Consider the following 17,826-nt stretch of genomic DNA (forward strand, 5'->3'; position numbering starts at 1 on the left):
CTGAACGGTGGCTTTCGGCGTACCGGACGTATGACCTGATTTTTCAGTCGGAGCGGCAGGAAGCGGCAAAGGCCTGGCCGACACTCCTTTCACTGCTACCGAAGCAATCAGCAACACACTTGCCAGAAACAAGCTGAATAACCGTGCTATGGAACGTGGACTTTTCATTTGCGGGGACGAAAATAGCAATTTTTTTGGAAAGACAAACGGTCTTCAACGGATTACTTGGGAAAATGTTTGCCTTTCCAGAAAAAAGAATAGCTATGTCAGCCGTAGACCTTATTTTCTTTTCCGAAAAAAGGAAAGACCATTGCTCAATAGCCTATAGTACTACTCTTCTGGCTAAAGCCATGGCCGGTTTTTCAATGCACTGATAAAACAAGGCAGCGAAAGTGAGGCAAACACCCAGAATCCCTATTCCGGCCAGACTTTTCAGTACTGGGCCAGAGGCAGGATAGGTTAGTGTAAACCAGTTGCGAAGAATCTCCACACCCAGCGTCCAGTGAATCAGATACAGAGAATAAGATAGTTGCCCTAATCGGTACAGGCTCTTCAAGGGTATCTGGTAATTTGTTAAGATGACTAGTATTGCCAGGGTAGATGCCAGTGCATAGGCTTTGCCGTGAATTATTGCGATAAGAGCGAGGACTATACCCATCTGTATAGCAAAAGAAGAGCGAGAGATTAAGCCCCTGTATCGTTTGAAACTTAAGATACCCGCCATAAATACATCAAAGTAGAAGGGCAGAAATCGTTCGGTTCCCTCATACGCGGTGAAACGTAGACAAGTTAATAAGACCAGCCATAGAGCAAGGGTATGTATTACTTTGTTTCCCCGTATAAAAGGAACAATCAGACCGATTAGGGTATAAAACTGAATTTCAATAAATAGAGTCCAGGCTACGGGGTTAATCCAGGGACTGTCCAGAAAAACATTGCCGTAAACCGCATTCAGAAACAAGTTTTTGGGACTAAATGACGGCGTTTCTGTAGCTGAAATGACTGAATAGATATATAAACTGCCGACGGCTATTACCAACGAAGCGATATAGGGAATCTGGATTCGGAGGATCCGACGAATCCAGAAAACCGGATACGCTTTTAAGGAATAACTCTTCTTATCCAGTGAATACGTGATAATAAATCCTGAGATGACGAAAAACATGGGTACCCAAAATCGTCCCATTTCCTGAAAATAACGGAAGTAGCGTTGGTAAAAAACGTCCTGGCTATCAAAGTAATTCAGCGTGAAAAAGATATGTACAATACATATACCTAAGGAGGCAATGCCGCGTAACCATTCGATGGATTCTATTCGAGTAGTATTTCTACTAGTATTGCTCATTAAGGATAGATAGACGCCCGTTTAGGGTGAGACACGAGGCTCGTTTAACTGCAAATAAAGTTAACCTTTCCATGGGTCTCTATTTTACTGTCTTACTAACGGCGTTTCTTACCCGAATTCCCAGTTCATTCCGTACCCGTAGATCTTTGGCCCGAAGTCGGTCGCGTAAGGCCAACCATTCCCGGTTACTAAGCCCATCGGCAATGAAAGAATGGGTTTTGAAATCCTTTCGAATCACTGTCAGAGCGGTAAAACCTTTTCCCTTGGATTCATAAGCCACTTCCCGTAGTTGCTCCAGAAGAAATACTTTTTGATACCCAGGCCACAAACGGTTTTTAATAATGAGTTCGGTTTCTGATAGACCTATATAGTGTAAACTAGATGTTACTCCACGCCAGAGCAAAAGGGCTACAACACCACAACCAAGGAAATACATAGGTTCCCGGTTAATTGGGTTGAGTATTGGTACAAAAAACATAACGTTTATGAAGAGGAAGAGGTAAAAGGGCATAGCCCGCCATACACTCCCTTGATAATAGGTGGCTTTACTCGTGCTGTATTCCAGGACAGTTACTTGAGGCAAAGTAATGCGTGCTTGGCCCTGCTGTACGATCTGTTCCAGAAAGAGCTTCATTAACCAGCTATTCTGGTACATATGATCGAAAAAGACGCGTTTGACATTTCCCTTAAATAACATCTGTACGCCCTCACCCGTGGCCCATAGAAGTTTGGAATGATGCTTGCCGGTTAATTCCAGTCGTTCCAGATCTTCCCAGTAAAATATTTCTGTATCGTTGTAGATTAGTTTTTCAGTATCCAGAACGATCCTCGGGGCCTGTTCCCAGAATGACCAGGCTCCGTAGAAGGAAGTAATAATTAAACCGATCCCAAACAGCATCGAGAACTGCTCACCCGTAGTCGTTTTTTGCAGCCCGTAGTGACTAAAAAAAGAGTAAGAACAGGCAATGCCTGCACCTAAACAGAACAATACCATAGCTACGAGATTTCCCCAGAAATAAAGCCAGTGACGCTTGGATTGAACAGTTAATAAAGGTCCATTGTTAATCATATGTTTTCCGAAAAACGGTTTGAATAGAGGCTTTCCAATATACATAATCTCATCAAAAGGCCCAACCCTTCTGATAGGTTGCGTGAAGCTAAGGACCATTCACCCGAGGAAATGTATTATTTTCGCTTACTAAACCAGCCTCTGGGAAGCTCTTTTTTATATGTACGGACAAGACATTCACGAATTCATACGCCTGGCTTTGCAGGAAGACGTAGGCGACGGCGATCATACTTCTCTGGCGACCATTCCACCCTTTGCCATGGGCCGGGCCCGTTTGCTAGTGAAGGACACGGGTATTCTCGCCGGAGTCGAACTGGCACAACTTATTTTTACGGAAGTAGATCCGGAATTGAAGGTAGAGGTATTGCTTCAGGAGGGTACGCCGATTCAGAAGGGAGACATCGCTCTGACCGTTGAAGGTAGTTCGCAGTCGATTCTGAAAGCGGAACGCTTGGTACTAAACTGCATGCAGCGGATGAGTGGTATTGCGACTTACACCCGTAGTCTGGCTAACCTGATTGTTGATCTGCCCTGCAAATTGCTGGATACGCGAAAAACTACGCCTAATTTCCGCATTTGCGAAAAATGGGCCACGCGGATCGGCGGAGCCGTCAATCACCGCTATGCTTTGTACGACATGATTCTCATTAAAGACAATCACGTGGATTATGCCGGTGGAATCGAAGCCGCTCTCACGAAAGCGAATGCGTACCTGAAAGAAACCGGCAGAGACCTGCAAATTGAGATTGAAGTACGCAATCTGGCGGAACTGGACGAAGTACTGCGGGTCGGTGAAACCCAATCGCTGCACCGCGTGATGCTGGATAATTTTAGCTTTGATAATATGCGGGAAGCCGTTCGCCGCGTGAATAAAAAATACCCTACGGAAGCCTCGGGTGGGATCAATGAGCAAACTATCCGCACCTACGCTGAATGTGGCGTCGATTTTGTATCGGTAGGTGCTCTAACCCATCAGGTGAAGAGTTTAGACCTTAGTTTAAAGGCCTGGTAACAACGAGAAAATAAGTTGAGTTTGGTATTTGGGTTTAGCATTTTAAGTCGATGATCATTTACTCAAAACGCTAAACCTAAAACACCAAACTCTAAACCCAAGGAAATTTATGCCTGCTGTATTCCCCATGAGCACTGAAGAGGAAGTCAAACGTATTGGCTATATCAGTCGCTCTGTACCCAAGAATGTTGATTTAAAGGCCGAGATTCTTCGCATGAAAAAGGAGAAGAATGCGGTTATTCTGGCTCACTATTACGTGGATGGCGAAATTCAGGATCTGGCCGATTTCGTAGGCGATAGTCTGGGTTTAGCTCAGGCAGCCGAACAGACTACGGCGGATATGATTGTTTTTTGCGGCGTTCACTTCATGGGCGAAACTGCTAAAATCCTGAATCCAAACAAGAAGGTAGTTATCCCGGATTTCAATGCGGGTTGTTCGCTGGCCGATTCGGCTCCGAAAGAAGATTTTGCGGCCTTTAAAGCTCAATATCCGGATGCTGTTGTAGTAAGCTATATCAATTGCACGGCAGACATCAAGGCGATGACGGACATAATCTGTACTTCATCAAATGCCTTGAAAGTCGTCGAATCCATTCCCGCAGATCGCCAGATCATCTTTGCTCCTGATGCCAATTTGGGTCGTTTCGTAGCCAAGAAAACGGGTCGGGATCTGATTTTATGGGATGGTGCCTGTATCGTTCACATTGACATTTCGCGGGAAAAACTGGCCAAACTACGGGCCGAGCACCCGAATGCTTTACTGGTAGCCCACCCCGAATGTAAGGAAGATATTTTGATAGAAGCCGACTACGTGGGCAGTACCACGGGTCTGCTAGCGTATGTGCAGACGTCCCCGAACAAGGAATTTATTGTAGCAACGGAAGCCGGAATTATGCACAAAATGAAGCTGGCTAATCCGGATAAGCTGATCATTCCCGCTCCGGCCAATGAACAGAATTTCTGTGCCTGCTCCGAGTGTCCCTACATGAAAATGAATACCGTTGAAAAACTGTACAACTGCATGTACTACGAAATGCCAGAAATTCACGTTCCGGAAGAAACGCGGGTGAAAGCATTGAAAGCCGTGAAAGCGATGTTGGAAATTAGTAAGTAGATTTCTAGTTGATGGTTGTTGGTTGATCGTTGTTAGGGCTACTATTTCTGCTTTTCAGAGTCTATTTGACTCCTTGCAAAAACGATCAACTCACAACCATCAACCAATAGCTCTATCTACCGTCCGATAGCGACTCTTCGTAAAATAGAATCGATTACTTGCAGACTGGTAATGCCGTCAGCTTCGGCCTCGTAGTTGAGCAATACCCGGTGATTGAGTACGTCGGGAGCTATTTCCTTAATGTCTTCGGGTAATACGTAATCCCGCTCATTGAAATACGCCAGCACTTTGGCCCCAAGGTTCAGGGCGATGCTGGCCCGGGGTGAAGCTCCAAACTGAATGTACCGGGCCTCTTCTTTCAGACCGTACGTTAACGGACGACGCGTCGCGAATACCAACTCAATGATGTAGTGTTCGAGCGTTTCAGAAATGGCAATCTGATTGATTTCCTTGCGAATCTCGAAAATTTCGTCCCGACTTAGAATGGGTTTCACTTCATAGACGGCTTCCATATTCGTCATCCGACGCATGACTTCCAGTTCATCCTGCTTATCAAGATAATCCACGAAGACTTTCATCATGAACCGGTCTACCTGAGCTTCGGGCAAGGGATAGGTTCCTTCCTGCTCGACCGGGTTTTGCGTCGCCATCACGAAAAAGGGCTTATCCAGTGGAAACGTTTGATCACCAATCGTTACCTGTTTTTCCTGCATGGCTTCCAGCAAGGCCGATTGTACCTTGGCCGGAGCCCGGTTTACCTCATCGGCTAGGATCAAATTGGCGAATACGGGTCCTTTCCGTACCCGGAAATCGTCCATCTTTCGGTCAAAAATCATGGTTCCGACTAAATCAGCGGGAAGCAGATCCGGCGTAAACTGAATTCGGTGGAAGTCCAGATCCAGTACTTTTGCCAACGTATTGATCGTAAGGGTTTTTGCCAAACCCGGAACTCCTTCCAGTAAGACATGCCCTCCCGTAAATAAGCCAATCAGTAAACGATTGAGCAGCCGTTCCTGTCCGACTACGACTTTGCTCATTTCGGTAAACATCTGTTTGATTTTTCGGGCGTGCTGTAGATCAGCCATAATATGCATGTTACGGAAACAAGGCTAGCTTCCGGAAAAACAGTTTTTAGTTCGTAAGTGGTCCGCTAGAACCGGGGATCGAAAATAGGGCGGAATCCGTAGACGGACAATCTTCGTTCATTATTTACGGGCCAGAATCATCCGATCCCGTCCCGAAAGATCCGTTCTAATCTCCACGTGGTCAAAGCCAGCTTTACTGAATTCTGCCGCCGTCTCTCGCCCTAGGGCCTGATTGATTTCAACCGCACAAAAGCCGTTTTCCAGCAAATGTGTGCTGGCGTACTGAGCAATAGCCCGGTAAAAAATCAGGGGATCGCGATCGGCTACGAACAAGGCCAGATGAGGCTCGTGATTGAGTACATGGGGAAGCATGCTGGCGGCTTCAGCCTGTTTCACGTACGGCGGATTGGATACGATGGCGGTGTATCGTTGAGCCGGTAAGTCCTGAGAAATCAGGGCATTTTTTTGAATAAACTCGACAGTTACTCCCAAACGTTGGGCATTGTTTCGGGCAACGGTCAACGCTTCCTCTGAAATATCCAGAGCCGTTACACGGGCGTCCGGGCGTTCAGCTGCCAGCGTGAGAGCAATGCAGCCGCTTCCGGTACCTATGTCAAGTAAGTCAGGGGTAGTCGTTCCTTTCAGTTCCTGTAGTACCCAATGTACCAATTCTTCGGTTTCGGGTCGGGGAATGAGTACGGCTGGAGTTACTGCGAACGTACGGCCGTAAAAATCAGCTTCTCCCAGCACGTACTGTACGGGTTCCTGATTTTTTAAACGTTCCAGGAGAGGCGTTATCTCCGCCACATCCGTGGCTAATGGTGTATCAAGAATTACGGCCGTTCGGCTGAGGCCATACCGCGTTTCCAGCACCAAATACGCGATGGATTTGGCTTCATTAGAATCGTATACGTTAGCAAGCGTTTCGGAAATGTGCCGAAAGAGTACTTGGGCTGTCATCATACTTACTCTTTCACTTCCTCGTAATCAATATAATCGCCGCCTTTATAGCCTTCCTTTTGGGGCGGAGCATAATCAACATTTACTTTTCCTTCGCGTTGCCGATTCTGTGCTTTTTCCTGGCGGAACTCCCGTTCTACCCGGGAAAACTGATCTTTCAGAAACAGACGGAATACCCAGCGAACAATGCGGGGGAAAATAAAGCCAATGGCCATTACAACTAATAATATCTTGAATATCATAGGGTTCTAAAGCTTAATCACACAACACGGGAGCATCCGGATTTGTTACAAAGTTAAACAGCATTTCGAGTTGCGAGGCTGTTACCCGGTCCTCTGATAACGGAAGCTCGGGAATTTCCGTTCGATGCACCCAGCGTACCTGTCCAATATCGTGACCATCGGCCGTAATCTCACCACCAACGGTTTCACAGCGGATGAAAAACTTATACACGTACCAAGGCTGCGGTGGATGCGGGTGCTGTCGCTTATCGAGTACGGCCAGCAAGCGTACGGGTCGTACTTGCAATCCGGTTTCCTCCTGCGTTTCCTTCACGGCTACTTCCGTGGGTGTATACCCGACGTCGGCCCAACCACCCGGCAACGTCCAGCGAAGGCTGTCAATTTTCTCCTGCACCATCAGTACCTCCTCCTCCCCCCGAAAGATGACCGCCCGAATATCTACTTTGGGTGTTGGGTACTCGCCAGCACCGCTAGCAAACAGGGGAGCAATCTTTTCGATGGGCTCGTCCGTCAGCGTGTGAAGCAGTTCTACGCTAATCTCCCGAATTTCTTCGAAACGTTCTAAGTCGTAGGGATTGGGTGAATACGTCAGGCCCGCCTGAGCGAGAGCATTTAACCGTTTGGCGATTTCCAGAAGCTGACTCATGAAGGGCGATCAGTCGATGAATCACAAAAATAGCGGCTAGGCTCAAAAGACTTCACGTAAAATTTATAAACAACTCATCTACGATCCTAGTTTGTACTGTTACTTTTACCGCTTCTGTCCAATTCCACACCTGTTTGTCGCTCATTCATGCCTCTTTGCCGGACCACGTTACGGTTTTTTTTCGGAGCTTACGGTCTAGCCATGCTGGTAGGGCTACTTCCCAGTACTGCCTGGGGTCAACTGGTCAAACCCTACACCTTGCAGGCCGAAGCTAGTGGACTTGTATCCGGAGCCGATCAATCGCCTTTTTGGCTACGGGCTAATCAATATGGTTTAATCCCACTCGACGCACCCGCGGGACTTATTCGGGCGGGGCTTTCGGTTGATTTCGCTACGCCATTGCCAGATTCTACCCGCCATAATCGGCGGAAACTGGATTGGGGTATGGGCATTGAAGGAGCACTCATCAGTAGTACGCAACAAAAGTTTTTACTTCCTGAAGCTTACTTAAAACTCCGTTACGGAAAGGTAGAACTCTGGGGAGGACGTCGCCGGGAATTCATCGGTATTACGGATACTACACTCACTTCAGGTTCAGTAGCCTGGTCGGGTAATGCCCTGCCCATTCCTAAGATTCAAATTGGTACGGCGGGATTTATTCCGCTGAAATTTCTTCGCAATTTCGTGGCACTACGCGGCACGCTGGCTCATGGCTGGTTCAATGTTCCGTATATTCAGGGAGCCTATCTACATTACAAATCATTGCATGGCCGTTTTGGGAAACCTTCGGGTCGGGTGGCGGTGTACGTAGGAATCAATCACATGGTTCAATGGGGTGGCCATGCCGACTATCTGCGTTCGTCGCCTTTTGCAGTGAACGGGCATCTGACTACCAATCCGGGAGATTTTATTCGTGGTATTCTATTAGGTCAGCTTTCCAGCGAACGTAATAATGACCGCTTTACGGGTTTTGACGGCGAAAATCGCGTGGGTAATCACCTAGGGAACTATGACTTTGCCGTATCAATAAAAGGCAATGGCCAGTCCTTCCTGTGGTACCATCAACATCTATTTGAAGACCTGTCAGGCCTTTTATTCCTGAATGGATTTGATGGACTGCATGGCTTTAGCTGGTCACTTCCTACCAGTTCCCGGCGTGTAAAACTTAGCAAGCTCCTTTTTGAATATCTAACTACTACCAATCAGGCGGGCTCAACCTTCGACATCACGGCCCGATTTCAGGGAGGCGATAATTACTTCAACCATTCCCAATACATAAAGGGCTGGTCGTATTATGACCGGGCAATTGGAACACCCTTACTGCCCGTTCGTTCAGAACTATTGAATGGAAAGCTAACGAACGTACAGTTTTTCTTCCCGAATAATCGGGTCAATGCTTTCCATTTGGCTGGACAAGGAAGTTTGTTCGAAAAACTTAATTTTCAGGCTCGTTTCACCTACAGTCTCAACAAAGGGACTTTTTCATTGCCCTTCCCGCGTACACTCCCGCAATTCTCCTCATTGTTAGGCTTATCCACGCATCCAAACTGGTTAAAAGGTTTCTCCGTAGCGACTCGACTTGCCTATGATACTGGTGATTTGTACCCGTCCACATTTGGGGCTTTCTTGTCCGTATCGAAAACTTGGACGGGTGTGAAACAAGGAAAATAATGCCCAGTCCCCTAAAATTAGGGTCTTGCAACCTTGATTGATGTTTGGTATGATTTTTTACTAAGCCAGTTATCGTCAGAGTTCACCCAATACCTTGTAACTTATTCTCATGTTGTTAGCCGCCTCTATTCACTCTTCTCGTACTTTTTGTGGAGTAAATACCTTATATCTGTTCGCAGCTAATTACTACTTTCTTTCCGATTTGTAAAAATATTAACAAAAATCAATTTTCTTTAAACCCAAATCTTGATCTCTGCGTATGTATAGGATATATTACCATTTGTTAATTTTTTAGTTTGCTTATTATTTTTTTAGTTATTACTTGTGTGTTTTTAGTATTCAACCCGAGTTGAACTTATTTACTAATCCTTTTTCAATAATAATTTATGAATCGTTCTTCTGTTACCTCTGCTCAATCGGAAGGGAGTCCTTCGGAGCGTAAGGCAGCTGTGGGTCGTCGTACTTTTTTGAAGTCGGCGGGTATCACTTCTGCGGCGGCTGTAGGTTTATTTGCTGCGGCCTGTACTGATCACAATGGTGAGCCCCCAGCTGGCGTATTTGATCTGGGTCAGGGCGATTTAGGAGCCTTGAATTACGCCTATGCTCTGGAACAATTGGAAGCGGCTTTTTATACGAAAATTGTAGCTAGTCCGGCAGTAATGAGTCGTTTCTCTTCGCAAGAGCAGATGGTGTTCAATGATTTGAAACTTCATGAAGTAGCCCACCGCGATTTCTTCAAAGCGGCAATTACGGCGGCCGTGAAAGGCGACATGTCCAAGGTGCTACCTACGCTTGAAGTCAATCTTCCAGACGATCTTTTTTCTACGAGTGCGAAAGTTCTCACCCTAGCGAAGACATTTGAAGACCTAGGCGTTGCTGCTTACAATGGAGCTGGTAAATACATCGAAAACGTTGATTACTTACTCTTAGCGGGTAAAATTGTTTCGGTTGAAGCTCGTCACGCTGCTATCATCAGCAATATGATTGCCCCTAAAACGGCAGCTTTTGCCAGTGATATGGAAGTAGATCCAGCCACGGGCTTGGACAAGGCATTACTGCCTTCACAAGTTTTGAAAATCGTTACGGACGGTGGCTTTATCAAAACGGCTTTTACTGCTAAATATCTTCCTTAGTAAGTTCTCAAACTTTCGATTACTATGAATTTATTCGATATCTTTTCGAACATTGAAAAAGTTGACGCAGAAGCTGCGGATCGCTTTTCCTTCTATAACCGTCGTCACGTACTGAAATTTGGAGCTAAAGCTACAGCACTGGCTGCTTTGCCCACTTTCTTCAGTTCAGTAGTAAATAAGGCATACGCCGCTTTACCTAATGCTACGGAAGTACTCAAGTATGCCTTAACGCTGGAGTACCTCGAAGCGGCTTTTTACAAAATGGGCTTGGAGAAATCTGGTCTTATTCCAAGTACGGATCGGGCTATTTTCGCTCAGATCGGTAAACACGAAGATGCTCACGTGAAGTTGTTGCAAGGGGCATTGGCTAGCAATTCTATTGCCTCTCCCATGTTTGACTTTGGTCCTGCTTTCGATAGCTATCAGAACTTCTTAACGTATTCGCAGTCGTTTGAAGATTTAGGCGTTCGGGCTTACAAAGGTCAGGCGGGTGTTCTTAAACAAACGGATTACCTTACGGTAGCTCTCCAGATCCACTCGGTTGAAGCTCGTCACGCAGCTATGGTACGTGCTCTTCGCGGCGATAAAGGCTGGATTCAAGGCAGTAACAGTGGTGGAGCCGTAGCAGCGGTATACGCAGGTGAAGAGGTAACTACCCAGGCGGGCGTATCCATTCTTGGCTTACCAGGTCAAACAGCTAACTCAGCTTCCGAAGCGTTCGATGAACCCTTGGATGAAAAGGCAGTATTAGCCTTGGCTGGAGCGTTCATTAAATAATACAAGTTGTCCTGAATAAAACTCCGGCTAGATGATCTAGCCGGAGTTTTTGTTCGCTACTATCCATACAAAAAGCGGACGCACTTCCATGCGTCCGCTTTTTGTATATCAATTACGTTGACTTACTTACCAGGTAGTACCGCTGGGTACTGTACTGGAAGTTACGACCGGAACTGCCAGGAAATCGAGTAGATCCTGGTTCAGGCGAGGCCACTCCGTATAGAAAAATCCGTGCGGAGCACCTTCGTAAGGAACCAGTTGCGATCCAGCAATATTTTCTGCCAGCAGCTGGCCGGAAATTTCGTAGGGTACCACCTGATCGCTAGTACCGTGAATAATTAAGGTTGGCACCTGAATGCTAGCCAGATCAGCCCGTAAGTCGGCCTGACTAAACGTCAATATATTATCAACCGTCGCTTTAGGTGAAGCCTGCATTGCTAGTCCATGGAACCAGTCAGCCAGTTTGCTACTAACCGGATTGTTCAACAGACTTACACCGAAGAATTTCTTCGAGAAGTCTTCGATAAAGGCGGCCCGATCCTGTAAAGAGTTTTCGATCATTTCATCGAACATACTCTTGTCGATTCCATCGGGAAAATCGTCGGTCTTCAGCATATGCGGAGCCGCAGCTCCCAACAGAACTAGTTTCGATACCCGAGCACCCTGGTACCGGGACATATAGCGGATGGCTTCGCCACCACCCTGCGAAAAGCCTACTAAGGTAATATCCTGCAAATCCAGGGCTTCAAATACCGCATTGAGATCATCCGCTAGGGTATCATAGTCGTAGCCTTCCCAAGGCTTGTCGGACATACCAAAACCCCGACGGTCGATCAGGATACAGCGGTAATGGTTCCCCAGCTGATTTACCTGATATTCAAACATTTTATGGTTTAGCGGCCAACCGTGCAGGAATACTACGGGTTGTCCTTGTCCCCAGTCTTCAAAGTAAAGTTGAACGTCGGGAGCAGTTTCTACATAAGGCATACAAGTGAGCGTTTTAACCGATCAGACGGTTGTGGATAAAATAGTATCGCTCTTGAATGTTAAAATTCCGTACCCGATTGACTAAAGGTAACAGTGTAGCCGAACGGCCCCATTCTTGATCAACGCCTGGATTTATATACCGATTCTTTTCTTTTAATGCATTAATAATCAGTAATTCAGCCCATAAAAAAGCCCCGCTTAAAAATAAGCGGGGCTAGTAATTATTTCTCTAGAACCTAGCGACTCAGATACAGATTCCGTTCACCGTAAATCTGCTGGAATACTTCGTCCGTAAGATCTTCAATGAAGTAAATGGCTTCACCCGTCGATTTCATTTCAGGTCCCAGCTCCTTGTTTACTCCGGGGAATTTGTTGAAAGAGAATACCGGGATTTTAATCGCGTATCCGTTTTTGACGGGGTTGAAATTAAAGTCCGTTACCTTCTTATCACCCAGCATTACCTTGGTTGCGTAGTTTACGTAAGGCTCCTGGTACGCTTTACAGATGAACGGTACCGTACGGGAAGCCCGGGGATTGGCTTCGATTACGTATACTTTTTCATCCTTGATGGCGAACTGAATATTGAGCAGACCTTTCGTGCGTAGAGCTACGGCAATTTTCTTGGTATACTCTTCAATTTGCTGGAGTACGTTTTCGCTCAAATCGAACGTTGGCAGTACCGCGTGCGAATCACCGGAGTGAATACCGGCTGGTTCGATGTGCTCCATAATACCAATGATGTGCACATTTTCTCCGTCACAGATCGAATCCGATTCCGCTTCGATGGCATTCTCCAGGAAGTGATCGAGCAGGATTTTGTTACCCGGAATATCGCGTAGTGTATTTACGACGTGTTGCTCGAGTTCTTCTTCGTTGATGACAATCTTCATCGATTGTCCACCCAGTACGTAACTCGGGCGAACCAGCAAGGGATAACCCAGCGTACGGGCTACTTCTACGGCGTGATCGGCCGTTTCAACCGTATCAAATTTGGGGTACGGTACACCCAGATCACGTAACAGACTCGAGAAAGCTCCGCGGTCTTCCGCTAAGTCGAGTGCTTCGTAGCTGGTACCAATGATTTTGATACCGTACTTGGACAGTTTCTCAGCCAGTTTCAGAGCCGTCTGACCGCCCAACTGTACGATTACTCCTTCGGGTTTTTCGTGCTGAATGATATCGTATACGTGCTCCCAGAATACGGGTTCGAAGTACAGTTTATCGGCGATGTCCGGATCCGTCGAAACCGTTTCGGGGTTCGAGTTGATCATGATCGTTTCGTAACCCGCCTCTTTCGCGGCCAGTACGCCGTGTACGCAGGAGTAGTCGAACTCGATACCCTGACCAATCCGGTTGGGTCCGGAGCCCAGGATAACTACTTTTTTCTTCGGCGTTACGATGGATTCATCCGAAGCTTCGGATCCACTGGTAAACGTCGAGTAGAAGTACGGGGTTTTCGCTTCAAACTCAGCGGCACAGGTATCTACGCATTTGAATACGCGTTTGATACCCAGATCGTTTCGCTTCTCGTATACTTGGCTTTCCAGACAGTCGAGCATGTGAGCAATCTGACGGTCGGCGAAACCTTTCACTTTAGCTTCTTCCAGTAAATCTTTCGTAATGGAGTCGAGCGTATGTTTTTCAATCTCCTTTTCCAGGCGAACCAAATCCTCAACCTGGTACAGGAACCAACGATCGATTTTGGTCAGCTGCTGGATTTTCTTGAAAGAAATACCCAGTCGGAAGGCGTCGTAAATGTGGAAGAGACGATTCCAGGACGGATTTGCCAGCGAGTGCAGAATGGCTTCCTGATCGGTCAGTTCCTTGCCATCTGCTCCCATGCCATTTCGCTTGATTTCCAGCGATTGACAGGCTTTCTGCAGGGCTTCCTGGAAGTTACGACCGATACCCATGGCCTCTCCTACGGATTTCATCTGCAGACCCAAACGACGATCCGAACCTTTGAATTTGTCGAAGTTCCAGCGGGGCACCTTTACAATAACGTAGTCAATAGCAGGCTCGAAGAAGGCCGACGTACTGCCCGTAACCGGGTTAATCAGCTCGTGCAGACGATAGCCAATGGCCATTTTTGCCGCAATTTTCGCAATCGGGTAACCCGTAGCTTTAGAAGCCAGAGCCGACGAACGCGAGACACGGGGGTTGATTTCAATGGCGATGATGTCATCGTTGGCAGGGTTTACAGAGAACTGTACGTTACAGCCACCCGCGAACTTACCGATGCCATTCATCATCATGATGGCCATATCCCGCATTTTCTGGTACAGCGTATCGGGAAGCGTCATGGCCGGAGCTACCGTTACCGAGTCGCCCGTATGTACGCCCATCGGATCGAAGTTCTCAATCGAACATACGATGATGAAGTTTCCATCTCCGTCGCGTAGTAATTCCAGCTCGTATTCTTTCCAGCCCACAATCGACTGCTCGACGAGCACTTCATGTACTGGCGAGGCGTGCAGACCACGGTTCAGCATTTCGTCAAATTCCTTGGGGTCATTCACGAAACCACCGCCCGTACCACCCAGCGTATAAGAGGGACGGATCACCAGCGGGAAACCCACTTCCTGAGCAATTTCTTTTCCTTCCAGGAAAGAGCGAGCCGTGCGGCCTTTACAAACGCCCACACCCAGTTCCAGCATTTTCAGCCGGAATTTCTCCCGATCCTCCGTCGTCTCGATGGCGTTGATATCCACACCGATAATCTCCACGCCGTACTTCTTCCAGATACCGGCTTTGTCGCAGTCGATAGCTAAATTTAACGCCGTCTGGCCTCCCATAGTCGGCAAAACGGCGTCAACCTTGTGTTTCTGAAGAATCTCGATAATGGACTTTCGTTCCAATGGCTTGAGATACACATGATCAGCACTGAGGGGGTCTGTCATGATCGTAGCCGGATTGGAGTTGATCAGAATAACCTCGATACCCTCTTCGCGGAGGGAGCGAGCCGCTTGGGAGCCAGAATAATCGAACTCGCAGGCCTGACCGATGACAATGGGGCCGGAGCCAATAATCAGAACGGATTTGATGTCGGGATTTTTGGGCATTGTTTCAGGTATCAGTTAGCAGTTCGCTGATTTTGTAGAGCCTGAATTTCAAGGTCTTACTAAAACAGACAAACGAATAACGATCAAGGTCCCGGAAAGGGCCGGGCAAAATTCGTGCAAAATTAGGGGATCGGAAGCAAACGAAAGAACTTGCACCCAAAATTTCTAAAAAGTTTCTTGATTGCCGGAGGCTTTGGAGGGAATAGTCTTTCTTTGTAACAGGGACTTTACAAACTTTTTCCGGTAAGGTTCGTTCTCGTATTAACCAGTTGCAGTTCTTTATGCCCTCTCGCCCCCCCGTAGATGTAGCCATTAATGTATACGGCAAACCTTATCAAACCGCAGTTACACTTCTTTCTTTGCTAAAGCATTCGGGACAGTGGATTGATAAGATTTATTTCATCGAAGAACGGAAACAACCCCAAGGGACTGATTTTTCCTTTTTGTACCCGCTGTTGGGTGATAAACTCATTCGATACCGGCCCTGGTTCTGGTTATGGACCAATCCATTCAAAAAGGAATGGCTCATGAAACTTCCCTTCATTCGGCGAGCGATTCGGTATCAGTATGCCTGGGAGAAGTCCGATAAAAAATTTCTGTTGGTTACGCATAATGATGTGCTTTATGAAAAAGATTTGGTGGGCGTTTATCTCTCCGAAATCGGCGATCACATTGGCGTAGGTAAAGTAGGACAATGCTGGAATTGCCCCGCCTATTTTGCCAACAAGTGTAACAGTGAAAAATACTGGGATTACCGACCTTCAAAGGAGGAGGTACAGGAGTTAGTTCGTCAGCATCCCGGAGCCCGGACGGTCCATTTTGATTATGAAATGAATCGTCGTAGCTCCTGGCCTATTCCCGAATGTCGCCTGAATGAATACACGGCTATGTTGAATCTGGACCTGGCCCGTCCACTCACGACACCCCAGGGTCCGGCTACTGCTTTCGGAAATATTGACGGTCTGGATACCGCCACTGGCTGGTTCTGGTCGATCAGTAATGCGGGTTATCGTGTCAAGCACGTAGACTTTGATCCGTACGCCACGCACGACTGGACGGGTGGCATGAACAGTGGCCATGCAGCCCTGTTTGATCATCAATTATACGAAAAAGGCGAACTCATTGCGAAAGAGTATCTGATTCAGCAGTACGGCCTTGATGTGTAGTTTCACTTCTCACTATATAAAACGATTTATTCCTCGGAACCCGCTTATGAAGACTTTTTCTTATGTTAAAACCGCACTTGTTTTAGTAGTCGCCAGCGGCCTCTTAACCAGTTGTAGCGATCTGGGTTTTCTATTCTCGCCTAAGAAAAACAATGCTGTTGATGAACGCGGACGTGGCGATGGAACCGGAGGTGGGACTCCCAACCCTCCCGTTATAAAGCCCGCATCCATGGTGTATCTGACTAGCGAAAGCATGAAAGTAGGGTTTAGTATGGACTATGGCGGAGCCATCACCTATCTGTCGCCTGCCAATAGCTCTACCAGCATAATTAATAACTTCGACCTGGGTCGTCAATTGCAGTATGCGTATTATTCGTATCCCCTGGAAACGTACAAACCTAATGGTGTTTCTCCACACCCTGCCTGGGCAGGTATGGGTTGGGATCCGATTCAGACTGGAGACGTTTATGGTAACGGGTCCCGAGTGATCGAGCGGCGGGTAGAGGGTAACAAGCTTTATTTTAAGACCATTCCTATGCAATGGGCCTTTAATAATGTCCCCTGTGAGTGTACCGTCGAGACGTATGTTGAGCTCAAAGGGAATGTATTGGAAATGCGGAATGTATTGCAGATGAATCGGACGGACAGCTATTCGCTCGTAAGCCGAGGTCAGGATATAGCAGGTGGATTCCTAACTTCCGATTTCACTCGTGGCAAGGCCTATTGGGGTTTAGCACCTTTTACCAATGCACCGCTAACTGATATTGACTTAGCATCACCACCTTTTACCAACGGTACTACCAACAGTATTGAAATGTACTTACCCGAAAACTGGACGTACATTTATAATGACAAGGGTGTAGGGCTCGGTATGTGGGTTCCATCGGTTACTTATTTTTCTACGGAGATGATCGGTCGTCCTAACGTAGGTGATGAATTTAGTGGCAACACAGGAAGGATCGGAGCTCATATGAATGAAGTCTTAGATCGTAATCTTCGCTACGAGAGCAAATTCGCGTATATCTTAGGTACTGTTGAACAAACGCGTCAATACGCCACCGAGCATAAGAGTGAACAGATTAAACCTGACTTTAACTTCGCCAAAGACCGACAACATTGGAATTATTTCAATGAAATCGTCGAAGCTCCTTTTAATGGAGAATGGAATATTGATTTAGATAATAGCCTGGCTAGTTTGTGGAGCCCTGACTTTGTATGGGATACTCGAAAAGATAAGAAACTATATATTCAGATGGCTTATGACGGTAGTGGAGACAAAATGACAATCGTAGGATTTCGTCAAAATTCTTCTCGCTTAGCCGATTATACCCACCTGGAAACAACTCTTAAACTTATTCCGGATGGGCAGTATCATACCTATGAGTTAAATGCAGGAGATATACCGGAATGGCAGGGTATGATTCGTAAAATCATTGTCAGTGTGCCGAAAGAAAACCAGAAAGGGAAGCGGCTGAAGATTAAAGCTATTTCGACTAATAAACCTTCCTAAATTAAAAAAGGCTTCCTTTTAGGAAGCCTTTTTTAATGGCCTCTGAC

General features: G+C 46.7%; 15 protein-coding genes. 7 read left to right on the forward strand and 8 right to left on the reverse strand.

Features of this window, described 5'->3' with window-relative positions; genetic code table 11:
* Positions 1-322 precede the first annotated feature (322 nt).
* Positions 323-1,345, reverse strand: coding sequence for an acyltransferase family protein (locus ACOJTG_RS14655; RefSeq protein ID WP_420154511.1), 1,023 nt, complete (start codon positions 1,343-1,345; stop codon positions 323-325).
* 79 nt (positions 1,346-1,424) lie between these two features.
* The gene (locus ACOJTG_RS14660; protein ID WP_420154512.1) at positions 1,425-2,339 is read right to left on the reverse strand and encodes a hypothetical protein; all 915 of its coding nucleotides are present in this window, start codon (positions 2,337-2,339) and stop codon (positions 1,425-1,427) included.
* A gap of 235 nt (positions 2,340-2,574) precedes the next feature.
* Here ACOJTG_RS14660 and nadC point away from each other — a divergent pair, with 235 nt between their 5' ends.
* Positions 2,575-3,426 (forward strand): carboxylating nicotinate-nucleotide diphosphorylase, encoded by an 852-nt coding sequence (gene nadC / locus ACOJTG_RS14665; RefSeq protein ID WP_420154513.1) that lies wholly within the window; start codon positions 2,575-2,577, stop codon positions 3,424-3,426.
* A gap of 109 nt (positions 3,427-3,535) precedes the next feature.
* Complete coding sequence (gene nadA, locus ACOJTG_RS14670) at positions 3,536-4,540, forward strand: quinolinate synthase NadA (protein ID WP_420154514.1); 1,005 nt, start codon at positions 3,536-3,538, stop codon at positions 4,538-4,540.
* A 116-nt stretch (positions 4,541-4,656) separates the two neighbouring features.
* Here the strand turns inward: nadA and ACOJTG_RS14675 are convergent, their stop codons facing one another.
* The 4 genes from ACOJTG_RS14675 to ACOJTG_RS14690 form a co-directional block, all read right to left on the reverse strand.
* Entirely contained in the window at positions 4,657-5,625 is a 969-nt protein-coding gene (locus tag ACOJTG_RS14675; RefSeq protein ID WP_420154515.1) for an AAA family ATPase, read from the reverse strand.
* A 120-nt stretch (positions 5,626-5,745) separates the two neighbouring features.
* The gene (prmC, locus tag ACOJTG_RS14680; RefSeq protein WP_420154516.1) at positions 5,746-6,588 is read right to left on the reverse strand and encodes a peptide chain release factor N(5)-glutamine methyltransferase; all 843 of its coding nucleotides are present in this window, start codon (positions 6,586-6,588) and stop codon (positions 5,746-5,748) included.
* A 2-nt stretch (positions 6,589-6,590) separates the two neighbouring features.
* A complete protein-coding gene (locus ACOJTG_RS14685; protein WP_420154517.1) occupies positions 6,591-6,827 on the reverse strand; it encodes a DUF4834 domain-containing protein in 237 nt (78 codons plus the stop codon).
* 13 nt (positions 6,828-6,840) lie between these two features.
* Positions 6,841-7,473 carry an NUDIX hydrolase gene (locus ACOJTG_RS14690; protein ID WP_420154518.1) on the reverse strand — a complete coding sequence of 211 codons (633 nt, stop codon included), beginning with the start codon at positions 7,471-7,473 and terminating at the stop codon, positions 6,841-6,843.
* Between the two features lie 201 nt (positions 7,474-7,674).
* On the opposite strand from ACOJTG_RS14690, the gene ACOJTG_RS14695 reads away from it, so the two are divergent.
* The 3 genes from ACOJTG_RS14695 to ACOJTG_RS14705 all read left to right on the forward strand — a co-directional run bounded on the left by ACOJTG_RS14695 (position 7,675) and on the right by ACOJTG_RS14705 (position 11,054).
* Positions 7,675-9,144, forward strand: a complete 1,470-nt coding sequence (locus ACOJTG_RS14695; protein WP_420154519.1) for a capsule assembly Wzi family protein — start codon at positions 7,675-7,677, stop codon at positions 9,142-9,144.
* A 386-nt stretch (positions 9,145-9,530) separates the two neighbouring features.
* Complete coding sequence (locus tag ACOJTG_RS14700; RefSeq protein WP_420154520.1) at positions 9,531-10,277, forward strand: ferritin-like domain-containing protein; 747 nt, start codon at positions 9,531-9,533, stop codon at positions 10,275-10,277.
* A 24-nt stretch (positions 10,278-10,301) separates the two neighbouring features.
* Complete coding sequence (locus tag ACOJTG_RS14705; protein ID WP_420154521.1) at positions 10,302-11,054, forward strand: ferritin-like domain-containing protein; 753 nt, start codon at positions 10,302-10,304, stop codon at positions 11,052-11,054.
* 126 nt (positions 11,055-11,180) lie between these two features.
* Here the strand turns inward: ACOJTG_RS14705 and ACOJTG_RS14710 are convergent, their stop codons facing one another.
* Both ACOJTG_RS14710 and carB read right to left on the reverse strand, forming a co-directional pair.
* Positions 11,181-12,041: an alpha/beta fold hydrolase gene (locus tag ACOJTG_RS14710; protein ID WP_420154522.1), complete on the reverse strand. Its 861-nt coding sequence runs from the start codon at positions 12,039-12,041 to the stop codon at positions 11,181-11,183.
* A gap of 236 nt (positions 12,042-12,277) precedes the next feature.
* Positions 12,278-15,103 (reverse strand): carbamoyl-phosphate synthase large subunit, encoded by a 2,826-nt coding sequence (gene carB, locus ACOJTG_RS14715; RefSeq protein WP_420154523.1) that lies wholly within the window; start codon positions 15,101-15,103, stop codon positions 12,278-12,280.
* Positions 15,104-15,384: 281 nt separating this feature from the next.
* Here carB and ACOJTG_RS14720 point away from each other — a divergent pair, with 281 nt between their 5' ends.
* Together ACOJTG_RS14720 and ACOJTG_RS14725 are read left to right on the forward strand one after the other, a co-directional pair.
* Entirely contained in the window at positions 15,385-16,269 is an 885-nt protein-coding gene (locus ACOJTG_RS14720) for a hypothetical protein (protein WP_420154524.1), read from the forward strand.
* 46 nt (positions 16,270-16,315) lie between these two features.
* Positions 16,316-17,779: a hypothetical protein gene (locus ACOJTG_RS14725; RefSeq protein ID WP_420154525.1), complete on the forward strand. Its 1,464-nt coding sequence runs from the start codon at positions 16,316-16,318 to the stop codon at positions 17,777-17,779.
* Positions 17,780-17,826: the final 47 nt, after the last annotated feature.

The sequence above is a fragment of the Siphonobacter sp. genome (assembly GCF_048595215.1).
Classification (GTDB): domain Bacteria; phylum Bacteroidota; class Bacteroidia; order Cytophagales; family Spirosomataceae; genus Siphonobacter.

What these genes read in the sequence shown, in the direction of transcription:
- ACOJTG_RS14655 (WP_420154511.1), bottom strand. Translation starts at nt 1,345, where the DNA reads ATGAGCAATACTAGTAGAAATACTACTCGAATAGAATCCATCGAATGG.
- ACOJTG_RS14660 (WP_420154512.1), bottom strand. Translation starts at nt 2,339, where the DNA reads ATGGTATTGTTCTGTTTAGGTGCAGGCATTGCCTGTTCTTACTCTTTT.
- nadC (WP_420154513.1), top strand. Translation starts at nt 2,575, where the DNA reads ATGTACGGACAAGACATTCACGAATTCATACGCCTGGCTTTGCAGGAA.
- nadA (WP_420154514.1), top strand. Translation starts at nt 3,536, where the DNA reads ATGCCTGCTGTATTCCCCATGAGCACTGAAGAGGAAGTCAAACGTATT.
- ACOJTG_RS14675 (WP_420154515.1), bottom strand. Translation starts at nt 5,625, where the DNA reads ATGGCTGATCTACAGCACGCCCGAAAAATCAAACAGATGTTTACCGAA.
- prmC (WP_420154516.1), bottom strand. Translation starts at nt 6,588, where the DNA reads ATGATGACAGCCCAAGTACTCTTTCGGCACATTTCCGAAACGCTTGCT.
- ACOJTG_RS14685 (WP_420154517.1), bottom strand. Translation starts at nt 6,827, where the DNA reads ATGATATTCAAGATATTATTAGTTGTAATGGCCATTGGCTTTATTTTC.
- ACOJTG_RS14690 (WP_420154518.1), bottom strand. Translation starts at nt 7,473, where the DNA reads ATGAGTCAGCTTCTGGAAATCGCCAAACGGTTAAATGCTCTCGCTCAG.
- ACOJTG_RS14695 (WP_420154519.1), top strand. Translation starts at nt 7,675, where the DNA reads ATGCTGGTAGGGCTACTTCCCAGTACTGCCTGGGGTCAACTGGTCAAA.
- ACOJTG_RS14700 (WP_420154520.1), top strand. Translation starts at nt 9,531, where the DNA reads ATGAATCGTTCTTCTGTTACCTCTGCTCAATCGGAAGGGAGTCCTTCG.
- ACOJTG_RS14705 (WP_420154521.1), top strand. Translation starts at nt 10,302, where the DNA reads ATGAATTTATTCGATATCTTTTCGAACATTGAAAAAGTTGACGCAGAA.
- ACOJTG_RS14710 (WP_420154522.1), bottom strand. Translation starts at nt 12,041, where the DNA reads ATGCCTTATGTAGAAACTGCTCCCGACGTTCAACTTTACTTTGAAGAC.
- carB (WP_420154523.1), bottom strand. Translation starts at nt 15,103, where the DNA reads ATGCCCAAAAATCCCGACATCAAATCCGTTCTGATTATTGGCTCCGGC.
- ACOJTG_RS14720 (WP_420154524.1), top strand. Translation starts at nt 15,385, where the DNA reads ATGCCCTCTCGCCCCCCCGTAGATGTAGCCATTAATGTATACGGCAAA.
- ACOJTG_RS14725 (WP_420154525.1), top strand. Translation starts at nt 16,316, where the DNA reads ATGAAGACTTTTTCTTATGTTAAAACCGCACTTGTTTTAGTAGTCGCC.